Raw genomic sequence first — 18,497 nt, forward strand, 5'->3', positions numbered from 1 at the left:
GAAGCGTCAATCGTTCGGTGGGTCAGGCCTGCCGAGCAGCGCCGCAGTGAATCCTCACAGTCGTTCGTACAGTGGCGCGCTCCACCTGGACGCCATGAACCACGCCCGGTCCACGGTGTGTGGGTCGACGGCGGACGGGATGGGAGCTGGGAGAGTGGTGGGTTAATGAAGTCGTGCTCTGCGACCTGCCCTGCTTCGCTGACCAGGGCAACAATGGTGGGAGGGGCATCGTGAGCAAGCGGCGGTACGGCGCGCGCGGAGTGCCGGGCGGCTACAGGATCTGGGACAACAAAGGGCGACGCTGGTGGGGTGACCACTACGAACTCTGCCCCGACGACCTTCTGGCAGAGCTGAACAGTCAGGCCGATCCCGGCAAGATCACTGATCTCCTGAAGCGCTATCGAGCGCTGAAGCGGTAGCCGTCATCCGTCCGTGCCCCTCGCGTGCCCGATCGGTAGGGGAACCACGGGGAATGGCGGTCACCAACGGGCAGCCCGCACGACCGAAGGCCCCCAACCAATGTTGCTGGTCAGGGGCCTTCAACCTGCGCGGTGGGTGTGGGAATGAACCCACGGTGACTCGCGCCACGACGGTTTTCAAGATCGTTCGTGGCTTGACTCCACCGACCTCCGCTGCCGCTGTCAGGGGCGGACGAGGACGGTGCCGACCTTGCCGGGCCGTACCGCGTGCTCCACGGCGTCAGCCAGCTCTCCGAGGCGGTACGTGGCGGCCACGTCGAACTGGTCCGTGAGCGCCAACGCGATCTGCTTCGCGGTGGCGATGTCGGACGCCCGCCTCTCGGGGGAGGCCTCGGAAGGCCACCCGCTGATGATGTTCTTGCCCCGCAGCGTCAAGGACTTGCTCACCAGCGTTGATGCATGCACCGAGATCGGCTCCTCAGCGATCATTCCGTAACTGACCAGCTTCCCGCCCGGCGCAAGGAGGTCCACAAGGTCCCCCGCCATGTTCCCGCCAATCGCGTCGAGGACCACGCTCACTGGCCGGCCGCTGGCCGCCTTGCGAACCTCCTCGGCCCAGCCCGGATGTTCGGTCGACACGACCGGCACATCCGGGAACCGCTTGCGGAGCTCGGCGGCACCGCGCTCGCTACGGACGATGTTGATGAGCGCGAAGTTGTGGAACTGAGACACGCCTGTCACCAGCCGCCCGACCGACGAACCCGCGGCGGTCTGCACTAGAAAACCGTCGTAGCCAAAGGCAGCGTGCTCCTGCGCCTCACGGCGCAGCATCACCGCGGTGAGCGGGTTCGCCAACATCTGTGCGGCGACCTCGTCCGGCAACTCCTCCGGAACGGCGACGACGGCCTCGGCATCCGCCATGAACCACTGGCACCACGACCCCGACTGGGGAAAAACCGCCACGCGGCCGCCGACCTCGACACCCGGCGCCACGTGCGTTTCCGGGCCGATCGCCTCCACCACGCCGGTGGCCTCGATGCCCGGCGTCACCGGATCCGCAGCCTCCCCCGGGTAGGCCCCAATGGCCTGGAGATCGCCAGGGTGTACCGGAAAGGCAGTGGTGCGGACGAGGACCTGACCGCGCTTGGGCGCTGCCGGCTCCGGCTCCTCGATGACCGTCAGGACCTCGGCGGGCGATCCGCCACGGGTGTAGACGACACGCTGGTTCATGGCTCTCCTCCTGCGCCCTGGTACGCGCGGTGCTTGGAAGGGACAGCCGACGTCCCGCCGCAACAGGCTGTCCGCTGAATGCACCGTCCAGGCGCATCAGCCGCCCGCCGTCACGCAGCCCACGTTCACGCTCGCACGGTGGGCAACCAGCAGCACAGCCGCATAGGCCGATCGGGTCTCGGCACATACGAGGCGTCCCTGGTCACGTCCGGAGGTGTGGTGTAACCGACGGCTCACGGCACCGACTGAGTTCTAGCTGCGCTACAACGGCCCCGCACCGAGGCGTACATCCGCGGACCCTCTCGGACAGTTCGCGCAGGTCACGTGCGGCCCGTTCGCTGGTCACACGGTCGCCCTCATTGCTTCGGGACGAAGAGCGGGCGTGCCACATTCGTGCCAGAACGAAGGGGGACTCACGGGGAATCGAGGTGCGCAGGGGTACGTGCCGCCGGACCCCGACGAAGGCAGGGAACCCGCTGGTCAGGCCAGAGGTCGCCCCACCTCGCTCCTAAAGCGGTGGCTTCCTGGCAACCAGCGGCAGCGGCCAGCTAGCGCAGGCCACTAGTGCGCTGCCGTCCTCGGTGAGGAAGAGCAGGGTGAACCGTGTCCGATTGTCAGGATCGATCAGCGCTGTGCGCACAGGCCGGCCATATTCGCTGATGAGCTGCACTGCTCGTTCCAGCCCAAGAGGTTCGAATCCGCGCATCCGCATGCGCTGAAGTCGGCGCTTGAAGACTCCGGCATGCGCACCAGCGGGTTGTATCCGCTCTTCCACCGAGTAGGGGGCGCCGCTGCGGAGGGCGGCCAGAGCTATCACGGACGCCTCGTCATCACCGACCAACAGCGATTCCAGCACATGCCGTTCCATGGTCACCCCCGTTTGGATCTTGCGGTACAGCAGCCAGGTACCGCAACCCCAGCAACCGCCCCCGCACCGTAGCGTCCCTCCGGGCCCACCCAGCAGCCGGCATGCCCCCCGCTGACCGATCCCGCTAGAGCTACGGATCAGAAGGTGCCCGTGCCCCTGCCGCGCCCGATCGACCGGTAACTAGCGGGGAACCACGGGCACTCACGGACAGCGCGAACGAGGACGGCCCCTGACCGATTTACCTGGTCAGGGGCCGTTCACCTGCGGTGGGTGTGGGATTTGAACCCACGGTGACATCGCTGCCACGACGGTTTTCAAGAGCGTCGCGATCGCGCAACATGCCCATACCCTGACCTGGGCTTTCACTTCGAAGCAGTCCCAACTCTCGCGCGCTGGCCCACATATGGCCCACAACGCCTGCGATGGCGTCAGCGGGCGCCGGCCGCGCAGCGCCTAGTCGGCGTACCAACACCTGGCGCCAAGGGCCGTGATCCGGCACTATCCGGGGCCGTCTCTGGGCCGTCCGAGGACGGCCCACGACGACAGACAATGACAGTTGTCGACGGTCTGCCCCTGCTCAGGGATGGCGAGTTGGGCGCCGCCGCAGGTGCTCATCCGTGAACGCAAGTTGAGGAAGTCCAGAGGTTCAGAGGTTCAGGGGTTCAGGGGTCGCCGGCCGGACGGCTCGGAGTCGGCCCTCGGTCCAGTCCGGTCCCCTCTCTGCGGGCGGGGGACGCCGCGCGCCCCCGGCCCCCCGTCAGCGCGCCGTGACCAGCTGTTCAACCGCCGTCCGGATCGACTCCTCCCGCTTGCAGAAGGAGAACCGGACGAGCCATGCCGGGGCGTCGGCGCTCTGGTAGAAGGCCGACGTCGGGATGGCCACCACGCCCGCGCGCTCCGGCAGTTCACGGCAGAACGTCACGCCGTCCGGGTAACCCCATGGCCGTACGTCCGCCTGGAGGAAGTACCCGGCGTCGGCGCGGTAGGGGCGCAGGCCGGCCCGGGTCAGGCCCTCGCTCAGCAGGTTCCGGTTGTGGCACAGGGTCTCGCGCAGGTCCGCGGCCCACTCCTCCACCGAGCCGAGGGCACGCGCCAGCGCCTCCTGGTACGGGGTCCCCGACGCGTACGTGAGGAACTGCTTCGCGGCCGCGACCGCGGCGACCAGCGGGGCCGGACCGCAGACCCAGCCGATCTTCCAGCCGGTCACGCTGAAGGTCTTCCCCGCCGAGGAGATCGTCAGCGTGCGCTCCCGCATGCCGGGCAGCGCGGCGATGGACACATGACGCACCCCGTTGTAGACCAGGTGTTCGTAGACCTCGTCGGTGAGGACGGTCAGCGCGTGGTCCTGGGCGATCTCGGCGACCGCTGCCAGCTCGCCGGCCGTGAAGACCTTCCCCGTCGGGTTGTGCGGGGTGTTCAGCACCAGCACCCGCGTGCGCGGCGACACGGCGGCGCGCAGCGCGTCGGCGTCGAGGGCGAAGCCGTCGCCGTCGCTCACCAGGGGGACGGCCACCAGCCGGGCGCCGGCCAGCCGGGCGTCCGCCGCGTACGCGTCGTAGCAGGGGTCGAAGGCCAGGATTTCGTCACCGGGGTCGCAGAGCGCCAGCAGCGCCGAGGCGAGCGCTTCGGTGGCGCCCGTGGTGACCAGGACCTCGCCCTGGGGGTTGTAGTCGAGGCCGTACCGCCGGAGCTGATGCTCGGCGACGGCCTCGCGCAGCGCGGGGAAGCCGACGGCGGGCGGGTACTGGTTGTTGCCCGAGAGCACCGCTTCCGCCACGTCCTTGAGCAGCGCGTCGGGGCTCGCCAGCTCCGGCACGCCCTGCCCGAGGTTCACGGCCCCCGTGCGGCGCGCCAGCTCCGTCATCTCCGTGAAGATCGACGTACCCATGTCCCGCACCCTTGCCGCGGGGCCCCAGCCCGCCGTGCCCACAGCTCTGCGCGCGTCAGCCGTCCCGCTCGTCCCCATGCGCTCCTGCTTTCCGACGTCCGGCATCCCTCGAGGAGGTCTGGCCTTCACGATAGGCGCAGGCGGACGGGGACCGGGCGACCGGTGGCCACGGCAGGCCATCCCCCGAGCGGACGCCTCCGGTCGCGTCCGCGGGCGGCGTCCCGCATGGTCTTGGTGTCAGCCGCGCCGAGCCCCGTCGTCCCCGCGGGGCTCGGCTCATGACCGTCGCGTGCCCGTAACCGTCGCGTGCCCGTGACCGTCGCGTGCCCGTGACCGTCGCGTGCCCGGCCCCGGAGGCGCCCTGTGTCCGCCGACACCTCGCTGTCCCTACGCCCCCCGGAACCGCCCGAGAAGCCCCCCGCGTACCGCCGAGCGGCGATACGCACCGGTGCCTCACTGCGCCGTGCCGGGCCCGGGCTCGCCCTGTACGCCGCCGTGCGGATCGCCGGGATGGCGTGCGTGACGCTCTGGGCCGCATGGACCGGCAAGCGTCCGCGCACGCTGCTCGGCTTCACCTGGGACGCCATTTGGTACGCGGGCATCGCCCGGCACGGCTACGGCACCAGCCGCCCGGCCGCCGACTTTCAGCATGTCTTCAGCGACCTGGCCTTCTTCCCGCTCCACCCGGCCCTCGTCCGGGCCGTCACCAGCGTCGTGCCCGTCACCGCGGTGACCGCCGGGCTGCTGATCGCGTGGGCCTCGGCGGGCCTGGCGGCCTGGGGCATCTTCGCCATCGGCGACCGGCTGCACGGGCGGCGGGTGGCCACCGCGCTGGTGGTGCTGTGGGGGCTGCTGCCGCACGCGATCGTGCAGTCCATGGCGTACACCGAGCCGCTGCTGACCGCGCTGGCCGCCTGGTCGCTGTACGCCGTGCTGACCCACCGCTGGCTGTGGGCCGGAACGCTGGCCCTGCTCGCCGGGGCCTCCCGGCCCAATGGCATCGCGGTCGCCGCGGCCGTGTGCTGCTGCGCCGCCGTCGAGATCTGGCGGCGGCGGACCGGTGCGTCCTGGCGGGTCTGGGCGGGCGCCGCGCTCTCACCGGTCGGCTGGTGCGCCTTTCTCGGCTGGGTGGGCCGTCGGCGCGGCACCTGGCACGGCTACTTCGACGTCCAGGACGACTGGGGCTCCCACTTCGACCTCGGCGTGGGCAGCCTGCGCTTCATCCGCCACCTGATCACCGGGCAGGGCACCCTGGCGCACTACATGGCGTTCGCGATCCTCGGCGCCATGCTGATTGCCCTCGTCTCGTTCGCGCTGCGCCCGCCGCCGCTCGCGCTGCTCGTCTACACCCTCACCCTGGTCGTCCTCGCGCTCGGCGGCACCAACTACTTCGCCTCCAAGCCGCGTTTTCTGCTGCCCGCCTTTCCGCTGCTGCTCCCGGCGGCCCTGGCCATGGCAAGAGCCCGGCCGCGCACCGTCGTCCTTACGGGCGGCGCGCTGGCCGGGCTCTCCTGGCTGTACGGGACGTACCTGCTGACCGTGGCCCGCGTCCCCATCTGAGGCGGGGCCCATGCCGGGGTCGGGCCGACGCGGCTCAGGCCTCGTCGTCCGGCGTGTCGTCGTCGCCGGACTCGATGTCGGCCTCCAGACCGAGCTGCTCGACAAGCCACCTGTCGAACTCGATGGAGGCCCGCACCCAGCTGACCGTGCTGGACACGAAGTGCTCCAGGCTGACGCCGGTGCCAATCAGCATCTGCGCCTCACCGATCAACCGGACCGTGCCGTCGTCATTGGTGTGGGTGTAGACCTTGGGCCACAGCGTACGGCGGTTCCAGTCGTCGATCGCCTCGAGCAGCCGCGGCTTCTCGTCGAGGCCGTGCGGACGGTCGTAGAACGTGCGGACGGAGAAGACCTGCTGCTCCTCCTCACCGCGGAACATGAAGTAGGTGCGGAACTGCTCCCACGGCGCGGCGAGGTCCCCCTCCTCGTCGACGACGTACTTCAGCTCCATCTGCTCCAGCAGCTGCTTGACCAGGTCCTGGTCGGGCAGCACGGGGCCACTCGGACCCGCCGGTTCGGGCTCGGGCTGGCCCCCGAAATTCGGAATCGAGGACGGGTCGATGCTCACCGTGGATTTCCCTTCGTATGGATACCGCCATCCTCCCTCACACCCGCCCCCGCCGTGCAACCCTGGCCGGACTTTGTCCGATCAAGGGCACCGTCCGACCGGGCCGCTACCGGGCCGGGCCCACCAGCTGGGCCGTTACCGGGCCGGGCCCACCAGCAGCCCGCCGTCGGTCCGGTCGACCCGGACCGTGTCGCCGTCCCGGACCTCACCGGAGAGGATCTCCTTGGCCAGCCGGTCGCCGATCGCGGTCTGCACCAGCCGGCGCAGCGGCCGCGCCCCGTACGCCGGGTCGTTGCCCTCCTCGGCCAGCCAGGCCAGCGCGGCCGGGGTGACGTCGAGGGTGAGCCGCCGCTCGGCCAGGCGCCGGGCCAGCCGGTCGATCTGCAGCTCGGCGATGCGGGCCAGCTCGTCCTGGCTGAGCGCGGAGAAGACCACGAGATCGTCCAGCCGGTTCAGGAACTCCGGCTTGAAGGAGGCGCGGACGGTCTCCAGCACGCTCTGCTTCTTCTCCTCCTCGCCGAGCAGCGGGTCCATCAGGTACTGGCTGCCCAGGTTGGAGGTGAGGACGAGGATGGTGTTGCGGAAGTCCACCGTCCGGCCCTGGCCGTCGGTGAGCCGGCCGTCGTCGAGGACCTGCAGCAGGATGTCGAAGACCTCGGGGTGGGCCTTCTCCACCTCGTCCAGCAGCACCACGCTGTACGGGCGGCGGCGCACCGCCTCGGTGAGCTGGCCGCCCTCCTCGTAGCCGACGTAGCCGGGCGGGGCACCGACCAGCCGGGCCACGCTGTGCTTCTCGCCGTACTCGCTCATGTCGATGCGGACCATGGCCCGCTCGTCGTCGAAGAGGAAGTCGGCGAGCGCCTTGGCCAGCTCGGTCTTGCCGACGCCGGTCGGGCCGAGGAAGAGGAACGATCCGGTGGGCCGGTCCGGGTCGGCGATTCCGGCCCGGGTCCTGCGCACGGCGTCCGAGACGGCCCGTACGGCCTCGCTCTGGCCGATCAGCCGCTTGCCCAGCTCGTCCTCCATGCGCAGCAGCTTCTGGGTCTCGCCCTCCAGCAGACGGCCGGCGGGGATCCCGGTCCAGGAGGCGACCACATCGGCCACATCGTCCGGGCCGACCTCCTCCTTGACCATGGTGTCGCGGTCCTCCCGCTGCACCTCCTCCTCGGCCTCCGATGCCTCCGCCAGCTCGCGCTCGACGGCCGGGATCTCCCCGTACAGCAGCTTGGAGGCGGTGTCGAAGTCCCCGTCGCGCTGGGCGCGCTCGGCCTGGCCGCGCAGCTCGTCGATCCTCTCCTTGAGCTCGCCGACCCGGTTGAGCCCCTGCTTCTCCTTCTCCCAGCGGGCGGTCAGCCCGCGCAGCTCCTCCTCCGTGTCGGCGAGGTGGCGGCGGAGCTTCTCCAGGCGCTGCTTGCTGGCCTCGTCCGTCTCCCGGGCGAGCGCCATCTCCTCCATCCGCATCCGGTCGACGGAGCGCTGCAGTTCGTCGATCTCGACCGGGGAGGAGTCGATCTCCATACGGAGCCGGGAGGCCGCCTCGTCGACCAGGTCGATGGCCTTGTCGGGGAGGAAGCGGGAGGTGATGTACCGGTCGGACAGCGTCGCGGCGGCGACCAGCGCGCCGTCCGCGATCTGCACCTTGTGGTGGGCCTCGTAGCGGCCCTTGAGCCCGCGCAGAATCGCGACGGTGTCCTCGACGGTCGGCTCGGAGACCAGGACCTGCTGGAAGCGACGCTCCAGCGCGGCGTCCTTCTCGATCCGCTCCCGGTACTCGTCCAGGGTGGTGGCGCCGACCATCCGCAGCTCACCGCGGGCCAGCATCGGCTTGAGCATATTGCCGGCGTCCATCGAGGAGTCGCCCCCGGCGCCGGCGCCGACCACGGTGTGCAGCTCGTCGATGAAGGTGATGATCTGGCCGTCGCTGGACTTGATCTCGGCCAGGACGGTCTTCAGCCGCTCCTCGAACTCACCGCGGTACTTCGCGCCCGCGACCATCGCAGCGAGGTCGAGGGCGACCAGGCGCTTGTCCCGCAGGCTCTCGGGCACATCGCCCTTGACGATCCGCTGGGCGAGACCCTCCACGACGGCGGTCTTGCCGACGCCCGGCTCGCCGATCAGCACCGGGTTGTTCTTGGTACGGCGCGAGAGCACCTGCACCACGCGCCGGATCTCCTGATCCCGGCCGATGACCGGGTCGAGCTTGCCGTCGCGCGCGGCGGCGGTGAAATCGGTGCCGAACTTCTCCAGCGCCTTGTACGTGCCCTCCGGATCGGGCGTCGTCACCCGCTGTCCACCCCTGACGTTCTCGAACGCGGCGAGCAGCTTCTTGGCGCTCGCCCCTTGCTGGTCGAGCAGCTCCCCCGCCTGGCCGCCCTTGGCTGCGATGCCGATGAGGAGGTGCTCGGTGGAAACGTAGTCGTCCCCGAGCTCCTTGGCGCGCTGGGACGCGTCCGCGACGACCGCCAGGAGATCCCGGTTGGCCTGCGGCGGGGCCACCGTGGAGCCCTGCACGCTGGGCAGGGCGGCGAGCAGCCGCTCGGCCCCGTTCCGCACGACGGCCGCGTCGGCTTCGACGGCGGCCAGCAGGTCCATCACGTTCTCGTTGTCCTGGCCCTGCAACAGGGCGAGCAGCAGATGCGCGGGCGTCAGGTCCGCGTGTCCGGCGGATACCGCCCGGTCATTGGCGGCGCTCAGCGCCGCCCGGCTCTTGTTGGTCAGCTCGGCATCCACGTCGCTGTGCTCCTCCTTGCTCAGACGGCTCTCTTGCTCAGACGGCTCTCTCAATCCTGCCCTACGCAATATCCGCAAACTTGAGTCTAGTTCACTCAACCTCGGCGACGCCAGTCTTCTGGCCTTAGGTTCTGGACCATGGCCATCGACCCTCGCAACCCCGACCCCGGGTACCTCGATTTCTGGCGCGAACGCCATCTGTGCACCCTGACCACCCCGCGCCCGGACGGCACCCCGCACGTCGTCCCGGTCGGCGTCACCTACGACCCCGAGGCCGGGCTCGCCCGCGTCATCACCAACCGGCACAGCCGCAAGGTCGCCCACATCCGGGCGGCGGGCGACCTCGGCGCGCCCGTCGCCGTCTGCCAGCTGGCGGGAAAACGGTGGGCGACCCTTGAGGGCCGGGCGGTGGTCCGTACGGAGCCGGAGCTCATCGCGGACGCGGAACGCCGCTACGCCGAGCGCTACCAGCGCACCCCGCGCCCCAACCCGGACCGGGTCCTCATCGAGATCACGCTCACCCGAGCGATGGGCCGGGGTTGAGGTGAGGCCCCGGGGTCACCCCTCCTCGTTCTTGTGGTGGTGGGCCCGGGGGTGGCGCACCGCGAGCCAGACATCACGCGCCCTGCGCCCGGCCTCGGTCCGGCTCTCCGCCACCGCCGTACGGGCCTCCTCCTCGCTCTCCACCATGGGCCCCGAGCCGCGCAGCGGCTTACCGGCCGTCTCGTGCAGGAAGAAGGTGGAGACCAGGCCGATCGCACCGGCCACCATCAGATAGAACCCGGGCACCAGGGTGTTGTGCGTGGTGGCCACCAGCCACGAGGCCAGCAGCGGTGTCGTACCGCCGAACAGCGACACGGAGATGTTGTACGAGATCGACAGCGCGCCGTAGCGCAGCCTCGTCGGGAACAGCGCCGGCAGCGTCGCGGCGCTGGTACCCGCGAAGATGACCAGCAGCAGGCCCAGGACCAGGCAGCCGATGGCGGGCATCAGGATGCCGCCCGCCCGGATGAGCAGGATCGCCGGAACGGCCAGCACGATCATCCCCACGCTGCCGGCCATGAACAGCGGTCTGCGCCCCCAGCGGTCGGAGGTGCGGCCGACCAGCGTGATCGTCAGCGCCACGACGAGCATGGTGGCGAGCACCAGGGTCTGGGCGACGGTCGCCTTCTGGCCGAGCGTGGAGGTCATGTACGTCGGCAGATAGGACGTGACCATGTAGTTGGTGACGTTGTAGAGCAGCACCAGGCCCATGCAGATGAGCACCGCCTGCCAGTGCCTGGTGAAGATCTCCTTCAGCCGCCCGTGGCCGGACTGGCGCGCGTCCTCGACCGGCTCGGTATCGCCCCGGGCCGCCGCCTCCTGCGCCGCCTCGGCCGCCCGCTCGGCCTCCGCCTGGAACGCCGGGGTCTCCTCCAGCCGCAGCCGCATGTACAGGCCGATCAGCCCGAGCGGCCCCGCGACCAGGAAGGGCACCCGCCAGCCCCAGTCCACCATCCCGTCCTCGCCGAGCACGGCGGTCAACACCGTGACCAGGCCGGAGCCCAGCGCGTAACCGACGAAGGTGCCGAAGTCCAGCCAGCTGCCGAGGAAGCCGCGGCGCTGATCGGGGGCGAACTCCGCGATGTACGTGGTCGCCCCGGCGTACTCACCGCCGGTGGAGAAGCCCTGGACCACCCGGCAGGCCAGCAACAGCAGCGGGGCGGCCAGGCCGATGGAGTCGTAGCCGGGCAGGATGCCCACCGCGAAGGTGCCGATCGCCATCATGATCATGGTGGTGGACAGCACCCGGCGCCGCCCGATCCGGTCGCCCAGCGGCCCGAAGACCAGCCCGCCGAGGGGACGCACCAGGAACGCGACCGCGAAGGTCGCGAAGGTGGAGACCACCTGGGTGGCGGGGTTGTCGGACGGGAAGAAGACCTTTCCGAGGGTGACCGCGACATACGCGTAGACGCCGAAGTCGAACCACTCCATCATGTTGCCGACCGCCGTCGCCGCCACCGCGCGGCGCATCCGCGGCCGGTCGACGACGGTGACGTCCTCGATGGACAGCGGCTCCTTGCGGCGGCGCAGCAGCGTCCGGTACAGCCGCTCGGTGCGCTCGCGGCCACCACCCCGCCGGCCGCCCGGCCTCGGGCGGCCGCGGTTCGGTTCACGCGGTGGTGTGGAACCGGTACCCATCACATCCCTGCCGACAGGGTCTGATCTGCTCCGCGCTACCGTCGCCTGCCCCCGAACCCCCCGTTGCGCTCAGGCTTCGGATCCCGTATCTCCATGGTGCCTCTCGCCCGCCCCGAAGGCTCGCCCACAGCCGCGGTCACAGGGCCCCGGGCGACGGCAGCCGCCACTGCCCCGGGAGGCGACGAACAGCAGGCGCCGGCGACCCGGGATGGGTCGCCGGCGCCTGCCGGCCTGCCGACGTCAGGGCGGTCCGCCCGTCACTCCGACCGCTTGGGCCGCCAGACGACCAGCGCGCTGGTCTGCTGGACGTCCTGGTAGCGGACCAGGTCGCGGCGGTAGGAGGCGTGGACCTGGGCCTCGCGCTGCTGCATGGCCGCCGCGGCGCCCTCCACCGCGGACTGGAGCTCGGCGACCCGGTTCTGCAGAGCCGCGACCTGGTTCTCCAGCTCGATGATGCGCTTGATCCCGGCGAGGTTGATGCCCTCGTCCTGGGACAGCTGCTGGACCTGGCGGAGCAGCTGGATGTCGCGCGCGGAGTAGCGCCGGCCGCGGCCGGCGGTGCGGTCGGGGGAGACCAGGCCGAGGCGGTCGTACTGACGCAGAGTCTGCGGATGCAGGCCGGAGAGCTGAGCGGCGACCGAGATGACGTACACCGGCGACTCGTCGGTCAGCTCGTAGGGATTGCGGGACCGGCCCCCGCCCCTGCCTCCGATTACTCCTCGGCCGTCCATCTCATGCTCCCTTCGCGGCCTTGAACAGCTCCGCCCGCGGGTCCTCGCCCGCGGTCGCCTCGCGATACGACTCCAGCGCGTCCCGCGCCTTGTCGCTGAGGTCCTTCGGCACCGTGACCTCGACGGTGACCAGCAGGTCCCCATGGGTGCCGTCCTTGCGCACCGCGCCCTTGCCGCGGGCGCGCATGGTCCGCCCGTTGGGCGTGCCGGGCGGCAGCTTCAGGGTGACCGGGGGGCCGCCCAGGGTCGGGACCTTGACCTCGCCGCCGAGCGCCGCCTCCGGGAGGGTGACGGGCACGGTGACGGTCAGGTTGTCCCCCTTGCGGCCGAAGACCGGATGCGGGTCCACATGGACGATGACGTAGAGGTCACCGGCCGGACCGCCGGTCTCGCCCGGGGCGCCCTTGCCGCGCAGCCGGATCCGCTGGCCGTCGCTGACGCCCGCGGGGATACGGACCTGCATGGTGCGGGCGGAGCGGGCCCGGCCGCTGCCCTTGCAGGCGTCGCACGGGTTCTGCGCGATCAGCCCGCGGCCCCGGCAATCCACGCACGGGTCGGTGAGCGAGAAGCCGCCCCCGCCACCGCGGCTGACCTGGCCGGTGCCGACACAGGTCGGGCACACGCGCGGCGTGCCGTTCTTGTCGCCGGTGCCCGAGCATGCCTTGCACGGCGCCTGGCTGGACATCCGGAGCGGAACCGTGGCCCCCTCCACCGCCTCGGTGAAGCTGAGCGTCACCTCGGACTCGATGTCCTGGCCGCGGCGCGGCTGGGTACGGGTGGCTCCGCCGCGGTTGAAGAGGCCACCGAAGACGTCCCCGAGCCCGCCGCCGAAGCCGCCCGCACCGCCGGCGCCGCCCTGGGCGCCCCCGAAGAGGTCGCCCAGATCGAAGTTGAAGCTGCCGGGGGAGCCCCCTCCGCCCGGCCCGGGGCGGAATCCCCCGTTGCCGAAGAGGGAGCGGGCCTCGTCGTACTCCTTGCGCCGCTTGGGGTCGCCGAGGATGTCGTTCGCCTCGGAGATCTCCTTGAAGCGCTCCTCCGCCTTGGCGTCGCCCTTGTTGGCGTCCGGATGGAACTCGCGGGCGAGCTTCCGGTACGCCTTCTTGATCTCTGCCTCGGTGGCGTCCTTGGGGACGCCGAGGACTTTGTAATAGTCCTTCTCGACGAAGTCCTTGGTGCTCATCCTCGACGTCCCTCCTCTCCGATTGTTCCCGCTGTCACTGTCGCGTCAGCCCTCTTCCGGGCCACCGCTCTCCTCGTCCTGCGCCGGCCCCTCGCCCTCGCCGCCCTTGGACGGGGTGGCACCGGGCTGGGGCTCGGCGACCGCCACCCGCGCGGGGCGGATCGTTCGCTCGCCGATTCGATACCCCGGCTGCAGAATCTGCACGCACGTCGTCTCGGTGACATCCGGCGCGTACGCATGCATGAGCGCCTCGTGCACCAGCGGGTCGAAGGGCTCGCCCTCCTTGCCGAACTGCTGCAGGCCCAGCTTCGCCGCCAGCGTCTCCACCGATTCGCCGACGGACTTGAAGCCGCCGACGAGCTCGCCGTGGTCACGGGCGCGGCCGATGTCGTCGAGCACGGGCAGCAGCTCGGTCAGGAGGTTCGCCACCGCGATCTCCTTGACCGTGACCCGGTCCCGCTCGACCCGGCGCCGGTAGTTCTGGTACTCCGCCTGGAGCCGCTGGAGGTCGGCCGTCCGCTCATTGAGCGCGGTACGGACCTGGTCCAGCTGCGCCTGAAGGGCTACCTGCTCTACGTCCCCGGCCGGGGCTGCCGGGCCCGCCTTGTCGGCGGACCCGGCGCCCTTCGCCGCGTCGTCAGCGGTCTGCGCGGCTTCGGAGGGGACGTCGGGCTGCTCCTCGAAGCCCGGGGTCTCCTCCGTCACGCGGCACCACCCTGACCCTTGTCGGCCTTCTCGTCGTCGACGATCTCGGCGTCCACCACGTCGTCATCGGCCTTGGCCTGGCCCTCGGCACCGGGCTCGCCGGCACCGGCCGCGCCGTCCGCCTGGGCGTTGGCGTACATGGCCTGGCCCAGCTTCTGGCTGACCTCGGCGACCTTCTCGGTCGCGGTGCGGATCTCGGCCGTGTCCTCGCCCTCGAGCTTCTCCTTCAGCCCGGCGAGCGCCTCCTCGACCTCGGTCTTCACATCACCGGGGACCTTGTCCTCGTTGTCCTTGAGGAACTTGTCCGTCTGGTAGACGAGCTGCTCGGCCTGGTTGCGGGTCTCGGCGGCCTCGCGGCGCTTGTGGTCCTCCTCCGCGTACTGCTCGGCCTCGCGCATCATGCGGTCGATGTCGTCCTTCGGCAGCGCGGAGCCACCGGTGACGGTCATCTTCTGCTCCTTGCCGGTGCCCAGGTCCTTCGCGCCGACGTGCATGATGCCGTTGGCGTCGATGTCGAAGGTGACCTCGATCTGCGGCACGCCGCGCGGGGCCGGCGGCAGACCGGTCAGCTCGAACATCCCGAGCTTCTTGTTGTACGCGGCGATCTCGCGCTCGCCCTGGTAGACCTGGATCTGCACGGACGGCTGGTTGTCCTCGGCCGTGGTGAAGATCTCCGAGCGCTTGGTCGGAATGGTCGTGTTGCGCTCGATCAGCTTGGTCATGATGCCGCCCTTGGTCTCGATGCCGAGGGACAGCGGGGTGACGTCGAGCAGCAGGACGTCCTTGACCTCACCCTTGAGGACACCGGCCTGGAGGGACGCGCCGATGGCGACGACCTCGTCCGGGTTGACGCCCTTGTTGGCCTCCTTGCCGCCGGTCAGCTCCTTGACGAGCTCGGCGACGGCGGGCATACGGGTGGAGCCACCGACCAGGACGACGTGGTCGATCTCGGACAGCGAGATGCCCGCGTCCTTGATGACGTTGTGGAACGGGGTCTTGCAGCGCTCCAGCAGGTCGGAGGTGAGCTGCTGGAACTGGGCGCGGGTGAGCTTCTCGTCCAGGTGCAGCGGGCCCTCGGCCGAGGCCGTGATGTAGGGCAGGTTGATGGACGTCTCGGTCGAGCTGGAGAGCTCGATCTTCGCCTTCTCAGCGGCCTCGCGGAGGCGCTGCAGGGCCATCTTGTCCTTGGACAGGTCGACGCCGTGGCCGCTGTTGAACTGCTTGACCAGGTAGTCGACGACGCGCTGGTCCCAGTCGTCACCACCGAGGTGGTTGTCACCGTTGGTGGCCTTGACCTCCACCACGCCGTCGCCGATCTCCAGCAGCGAGACGTCGAAGGTGCCGCCGCCGAGGTCGAAGACCAGGATGGTCTGGTCGTCCTTCTCCAGCCCGTAGGCGAGCGCGGCGGCGGTAGGCTCGTTGACGATACGCAGGACGTTGAGGCCCGCGATCTCACCGGCTTCCTTGGTCGCCTGGCGCTCGGCGTCGTTGAAGTACGCCGGGACGGTGATGACCGCGTCCGCGACCTTCTCACCGAGGTACGCCTCGGCATCCCGCTTCAGCTTCTGCAGGATGAAGGCGCTCATCTGCTGGGGGTTGAAGTTCTTGCCGTCGAGGTCGATCTTCCAGTCGGTGCCCATGTGGCGCTTGACCGACCGGATGGTCCGGTCCACGTTGGTGACCGCCTGGCGCTTGGCGACCTCGCCGACCAGCACCTCGCCGTTCTTCGCGAAAGCGACGACGGACGGCGTGGTCCTGGCGCCCTCGGCGTTGGTGATGACGGTGGGCTCACCGCCTTCGAGAACACTGACGACGGAGTTCGTCGTGCCCAGGTCGATGCCGACCGCACGTGCCATTTCGCAATCCTCCAGCTACAGCATTGAGTGGAACACGCTCAAGCGTGCACGATCGACTTTTCGCTGTCAACAGACCTGAGTCGGCATGACTCAAGTTTTATATGAGTCTTATGCCCAAGAGTGTGGGGCATGGGGCTTGTGAGCGACGCAGATCACCGGCTGGTCGACTACATGGGCGCACGCCCGGACAGGTAATGTCGGTCAGGAGAAATTAAGTTACCGCTTAGTAATCATCGCTCTCGCAGGTTCGAGGAGCCCCACATGCAACTCGCCGCGATCATCGTGTCGCTGGTCCTCATTGCGGTCGGCGTTGCCCTGCTAGGCCGCGCCGTCGTGCAGTTCGTACGCTTCTTCATGCTCGGCGCGCCGGTCCCGGCGGGCATCCGGACCGACAATCCCTGGCAGCGCAGCGTGACGCTGGTCCGGGAGTTCGTCGGGCACACCCGGATGAACAAGTGGGGCATCGTCGGCATCGCCCACTGGTTCGTCGCGGTTGGCTTCCTCAGCCTGCTCCTCACCATCGCCAACGCCTTCGGCCAGCTCTTCCAGGCCGACTGGATCCTTCCGGTCATCGGTGACTGGCTGCCCTGGGAGCTCCTGGTCGAGGTCATGGGCACGGGGACGACCCTGGGCATCCTCACCCTGATCGTCATCCGCCTGCTGAACCTGCCGTCCCGGGCCGGCCGCAAGTCCCGCTTCGCGGGTTCGACCGCCTGGCAGGCGTACTTCGTCGAGTACGTCATCCTCATCGTCGGGGCCTGCATCGTCACGCTGCGCGGCCTGGAGGGGGCCCTCCACCACGTGGAGGGCTACGAGGCGTCGTACCTGTTCTCGTACCCCCTGGTCCTGGCCTTCAAGGGGCTGGGCCTGACCACGCTGCAGAACCTCGTCTACTTCGTCGCGATGGTCAAGATCGCCACGTCGTTCATCTGGATGATCACCGTCTCGCTGAACATCGACATGAGCATCGCCTGGCACCGCTTCCTCGCCTTCCCGAACATCTGGTTCAAGCGGAACGCGGACGGCGAGGTGGCGCTCGGCGCGCTGCAGCCGATGGTGTCCGAGGGCAAGCCGATCGACTTCGAGGACCCGGGCGAGGACGACCAGTTCGGCGTCTCCCAGATCGAGCACTTCTCCTGGAAGGGCATCCTCGACTTCTCCACCTGCACCGAGTGCGGCCGCTGCCAGTCCCAGTGCCCCGCCTGGAACACCGGAAAGCCGCTCTCCCCCAAGCTGCTGATCATGGCGCTGCGCGACCACTCGCACGCCAAGGCCCCCTACCTGCTCGCGGGCGGCGGCAAGACCGCCGAGGGCGAGGAGAAGGCGAGCGAGGAGCAGCTGAAAGATGTTCCGGCCGCTGCTCTGGCCGAGGCCGAGCGCCCGCTGATCGGGACGCTGGAGGCTGCGTCTGATAGCGGCTTCGCCGCGGGCGGCGTCATCGACCCGGACGTCCTGTGGTCCTGCACCACCTGTGGCGCCTGCGTCGAGCAGTGCCCGGTCGACATCGAGCACGTCGACCACATCGTCGACATGCGCCGCTACCAGGTGATGATCGAGAGCTCCTTCCCGAGCGAGGCCGGGACGATGCTCAAGAACCTGGAGAAGAAGGGCAACCCCTGGGGGCTGGCCAAGAAGCAGCGCCTGGCGTGGACCAAGGAGGTCGACTTCGAGGTGCCGGTCGTCGGCCAGGACGTCGAGGACCTGACCGAGGTCGACTACCTGTACTGGGTCGGCTGCGCGGGCGCCCTGGAGGACCGGGCGAAGAAGACCACCAAGGCCTTCGCGGAGCTGCTGCACATCGCGGGCGTCAAGTTCGCGATCATGGGCGGCGAGGAGAAGTGCACCGGCGACTCTCCGCGCCGCCTGGGCAACGAGTTCCTCTTCCAGCAGCTGGGCCAGGAGAACGTGGCCATGCTGAACATGGCCTTCGGCGAGGACGAGGACGACCCGGAGACGAAGAAGCCGGCGTCCAAGAAGAAGATCGTCGCGACCTGCCCGCACTGCTTCAACACCATCGCGAACGAATACCCGCAGCTGGGCGGCGAGTTCGAGGTCATCCACCACACCCAGCTGCTGCAGCACCTGATCGACGAGGGCAAGCTGGTCCCGGTCACCCCGGTCGAGGGTCTGATCACCTACCACGACCCCTGCTACCTGGGCCGTCACAACAAGGTCTACACCCCGCCGCGCGAAATCATCGCCAAGGTGCCGGGGCTGCGCAACGAGGAGATGCACCGCCACAAGGAGCGCGGCTTCTGCTGCGGCGCCGGTGGTGCCCGGATGTGGATGGAAGAGCGGATCGGCAAGCGCATCAACACCGAGCGCGTGGACGAGGCGCTGTCGCTCAACCCCGACATCGTCTCGACCGCATGCCCCTTCTGCCTCGTCATGCTGACCGACGCGGTCAACGGCAAGAAGAACGAGGGCAAGGCCAACGAGGCGCTCCAGGTCGTGGACGTGGCCCAGCTGCTCCTCGACTCGGTCAAGACGCCCGCCGAGCCGGAGGGCGACGGCGAGAGCGCCGAGGCGCCGCAGCCGGCGCCGGTGAAGTAGCCGGCGCGTACCGCGTGAGGAAGCCCGT

At 69.7% G+C, this 18,497-nt stretch carries 14 protein-coding genes; 4 read left to right on the plus strand and 10 right to left on the minus strand.

Annotated features, from left to right (window positions below):
- The first annotated feature begins 230 nt into the window (after positions 1 to 230).
- Complete coding sequence (locus ABZU99_RS23070; protein WP_355942336.1) at positions 231 to 419, plus strand: hypothetical protein; 189 nt, start codon at positions 231 to 233, stop codon at positions 417 to 419.
- A 222-nt stretch (positions 420 to 641) separates the two neighbouring features.
- Here ABZU99_RS23070 and ABZU99_RS23075 read toward each other — a convergent pair whose 3' ends face one another.
- The 3 genes from ABZU99_RS23075 to ABZU99_RS23085 all read right to left on the minus strand — a co-directional run bounded on the left by ABZU99_RS23075 (position 642) and on the right by ABZU99_RS23085 (position 4,405).
- Entirely contained in the window at positions 642 to 1,649 is a 1,008-nt protein-coding gene (locus ABZU99_RS23075) for a zinc-binding dehydrogenase (RefSeq protein WP_355942339.1), read from the minus strand.
- A gap of 508 nt (positions 1,650 to 2,157) precedes the next feature.
- Positions 2,158 to 2,517 carry a hypothetical protein gene (locus tag ABZU99_RS23080; protein WP_355943153.1) on the minus strand — a complete coding sequence of 120 codons (360 nt, stop codon included), beginning with the start codon at positions 2,515 to 2,517 and terminating at the stop codon, positions 2,158 to 2,160.
- Between the two features lie 757 nt (positions 2,518 to 3,274).
- A complete protein-coding gene (locus tag ABZU99_RS23085; RefSeq protein ID WP_355942341.1) occupies positions 3,275 to 4,405 on the minus strand; it encodes an aminotransferase class I/II-fold pyridoxal phosphate-dependent enzyme in 1,131 nt (376 codons plus the stop codon).
- A 363-nt stretch (positions 4,406 to 4,768) separates the two neighbouring features.
- Between ABZU99_RS23085 and ABZU99_RS23090 the strand changes: the two genes are divergently transcribed.
- Positions 4,769 to 5,965, plus strand: coding sequence for a hypothetical protein (locus ABZU99_RS23090; RefSeq protein WP_355942344.1), 1,197 nt, complete (start codon positions 4,769 to 4,771; stop codon positions 5,963 to 5,965).
- 34 nt (positions 5,966 to 5,999) lie between these two features.
- Here ABZU99_RS23090 and ABZU99_RS23095 read toward each other — a convergent pair whose 3' ends face one another.
- Both ABZU99_RS23095 and clpB read right to left on the minus strand, forming a co-directional pair.
- Positions 6,000 to 6,533: a YbjN domain-containing protein gene (locus tag ABZU99_RS23095; RefSeq protein ID WP_355942347.1), complete on the minus strand. Its 534-nt coding sequence runs from the start codon at positions 6,531 to 6,533 to the stop codon at positions 6,000 to 6,002.
- 135 nt (positions 6,534 to 6,668) lie between these two features.
- Positions 6,669 to 9,263: an ATP-dependent chaperone ClpB gene (clpB, locus tag ABZU99_RS23100; protein WP_356045873.1), complete on the minus strand. Its 2,595-nt coding sequence runs from the start codon at positions 9,261 to 9,263 to the stop codon at positions 6,669 to 6,671.
- A gap of 138 nt (positions 9,264 to 9,401) precedes the next feature.
- On the opposite strand from clpB, the gene ABZU99_RS23105 reads away from it, so the two are divergent.
- Complete coding sequence (locus tag ABZU99_RS23105; RefSeq protein WP_355942353.1) at positions 9,402 to 9,806, plus strand: TIGR03618 family F420-dependent PPOX class oxidoreductase; 405 nt, start codon at positions 9,402 to 9,404, stop codon at positions 9,804 to 9,806.
- Between the two features lie 15 nt (positions 9,807 to 9,821).
- Here ABZU99_RS23105 and proP read toward each other — a convergent pair whose 3' ends face one another.
- The 5 genes from proP to dnaK all read right to left on the minus strand — a co-directional run bounded on the left by proP (position 9,822) and on the right by dnaK (position 15,916).
- Positions 9,822 to 11,351 (minus strand): glycine betaine/L-proline transporter ProP, encoded by a 1,530-nt coding sequence (gene proP, locus ABZU99_RS23110; RefSeq protein WP_356046030.1) that lies wholly within the window; start codon positions 11,349 to 11,351, stop codon positions 9,822 to 9,824.
- A gap of 350 nt (positions 11,352 to 11,701) precedes the next feature.
- Entirely contained in the window at positions 11,702 to 12,175 is a 474-nt protein-coding gene (locus tag ABZU99_RS23115) for a helix-turn-helix domain-containing protein (protein WP_355942356.1), read from the minus strand.
- A gap of 1 nt (position 12,176) precedes the next feature.
- Complete coding sequence (gene dnaJ, locus ABZU99_RS23120; RefSeq protein ID WP_355942358.1) at positions 12,177 to 13,355, minus strand: molecular chaperone DnaJ; 1,179 nt, start codon at positions 13,353 to 13,355, stop codon at positions 12,177 to 12,179.
- A gap of 45 nt (positions 13,356 to 13,400) precedes the next feature.
- On the minus strand, positions 13,401 to 14,060 hold the full coding sequence (gene grpE, locus ABZU99_RS23125) for a nucleotide exchange factor GrpE (protein WP_355942361.1): 660 nt from the start codon (positions 14,058 to 14,060) through the stop codon (positions 13,401 to 13,403).
- On the minus strand, positions 14,057 to 15,916 hold the full coding sequence (gene dnaK, locus ABZU99_RS23130) for a molecular chaperone DnaK (protein ID WP_355942364.1): 1,860 nt from the start codon (positions 15,914 to 15,916) through the stop codon (positions 14,057 to 14,059). The genes grpE and dnaK overlap by 4 nt, the downstream gene beginning before the upstream one ends.
- Before the next feature lie 261 nt (positions 15,917 to 16,177).
- Between dnaK and ABZU99_RS23135 the strand changes: the two genes are divergently transcribed.
- Positions 16,178 to 18,469, plus strand: coding sequence for a heterodisulfide reductase-related iron-sulfur binding cluster (locus ABZU99_RS23135; protein ID WP_355942367.1), 2,292 nt, complete (start codon positions 16,178 to 16,180; stop codon positions 18,467 to 18,469).
- The last annotated feature ends 28 nt before the right edge of the window (positions 18,470 to 18,497 follow it).

Source organism: Streptomyces sp. NPDC005266 (assembly GCF_040607655.1).
GTDB lineage: Bacteria > Actinomycetota > Actinomycetes > Streptomycetales > Streptomycetaceae > Streptomyces.

Coding starts and splice junctions, on each gene's coding strand:
- ABZU99_RS23075 (WP_355942339.1), bottom strand. CDS start 1,649: ATGAACCAGCGTGTCGTCTACACCCGTGGCGGATCGCCCGCCGAGGTC.
- ABZU99_RS23080 (WP_355943153.1), bottom strand. CDS start 2,517: ATGGAACGGCATGTGCTGGAATCGCTGTTGGTCGGTGATGACGAGGCG.
- ABZU99_RS23085 (WP_355942341.1), bottom strand. CDS start 4,405: ATGGGTACGTCGATCTTCACGGAGATGACGGAGCTGGCGCGCCGCACG.
- ABZU99_RS23105 (WP_355942353.1), top strand. CDS start 9,402: ATGGCCATCGACCCTCGCAACCCCGACCCCGGGTACCTCGATTTCTGG.
- ABZU99_RS23115 (WP_355942356.1), bottom strand. CDS start 12,175: ATGGACGGCCGAGGAGTAATCGGAGGCAGGGGCGGGGGCCGGTCCCGC.
- dnaJ (WP_355942358.1), bottom strand. CDS start 13,355: ATGAGCACCAAGGACTTCGTCGAGAAGGACTATTACAAAGTCCTCGGC.
- dnaK (WP_355942364.1), bottom strand. CDS start 15,916: ATGGCACGTGCGGTCGGCATCGACCTGGGCACGACGAACTCCGTCGTC.
- ABZU99_RS23135 (WP_355942367.1), top strand. CDS start 16,178: ATGCAACTCGCCGCGATCATCGTGTCGCTGGTCCTCATTGCGGTCGGC.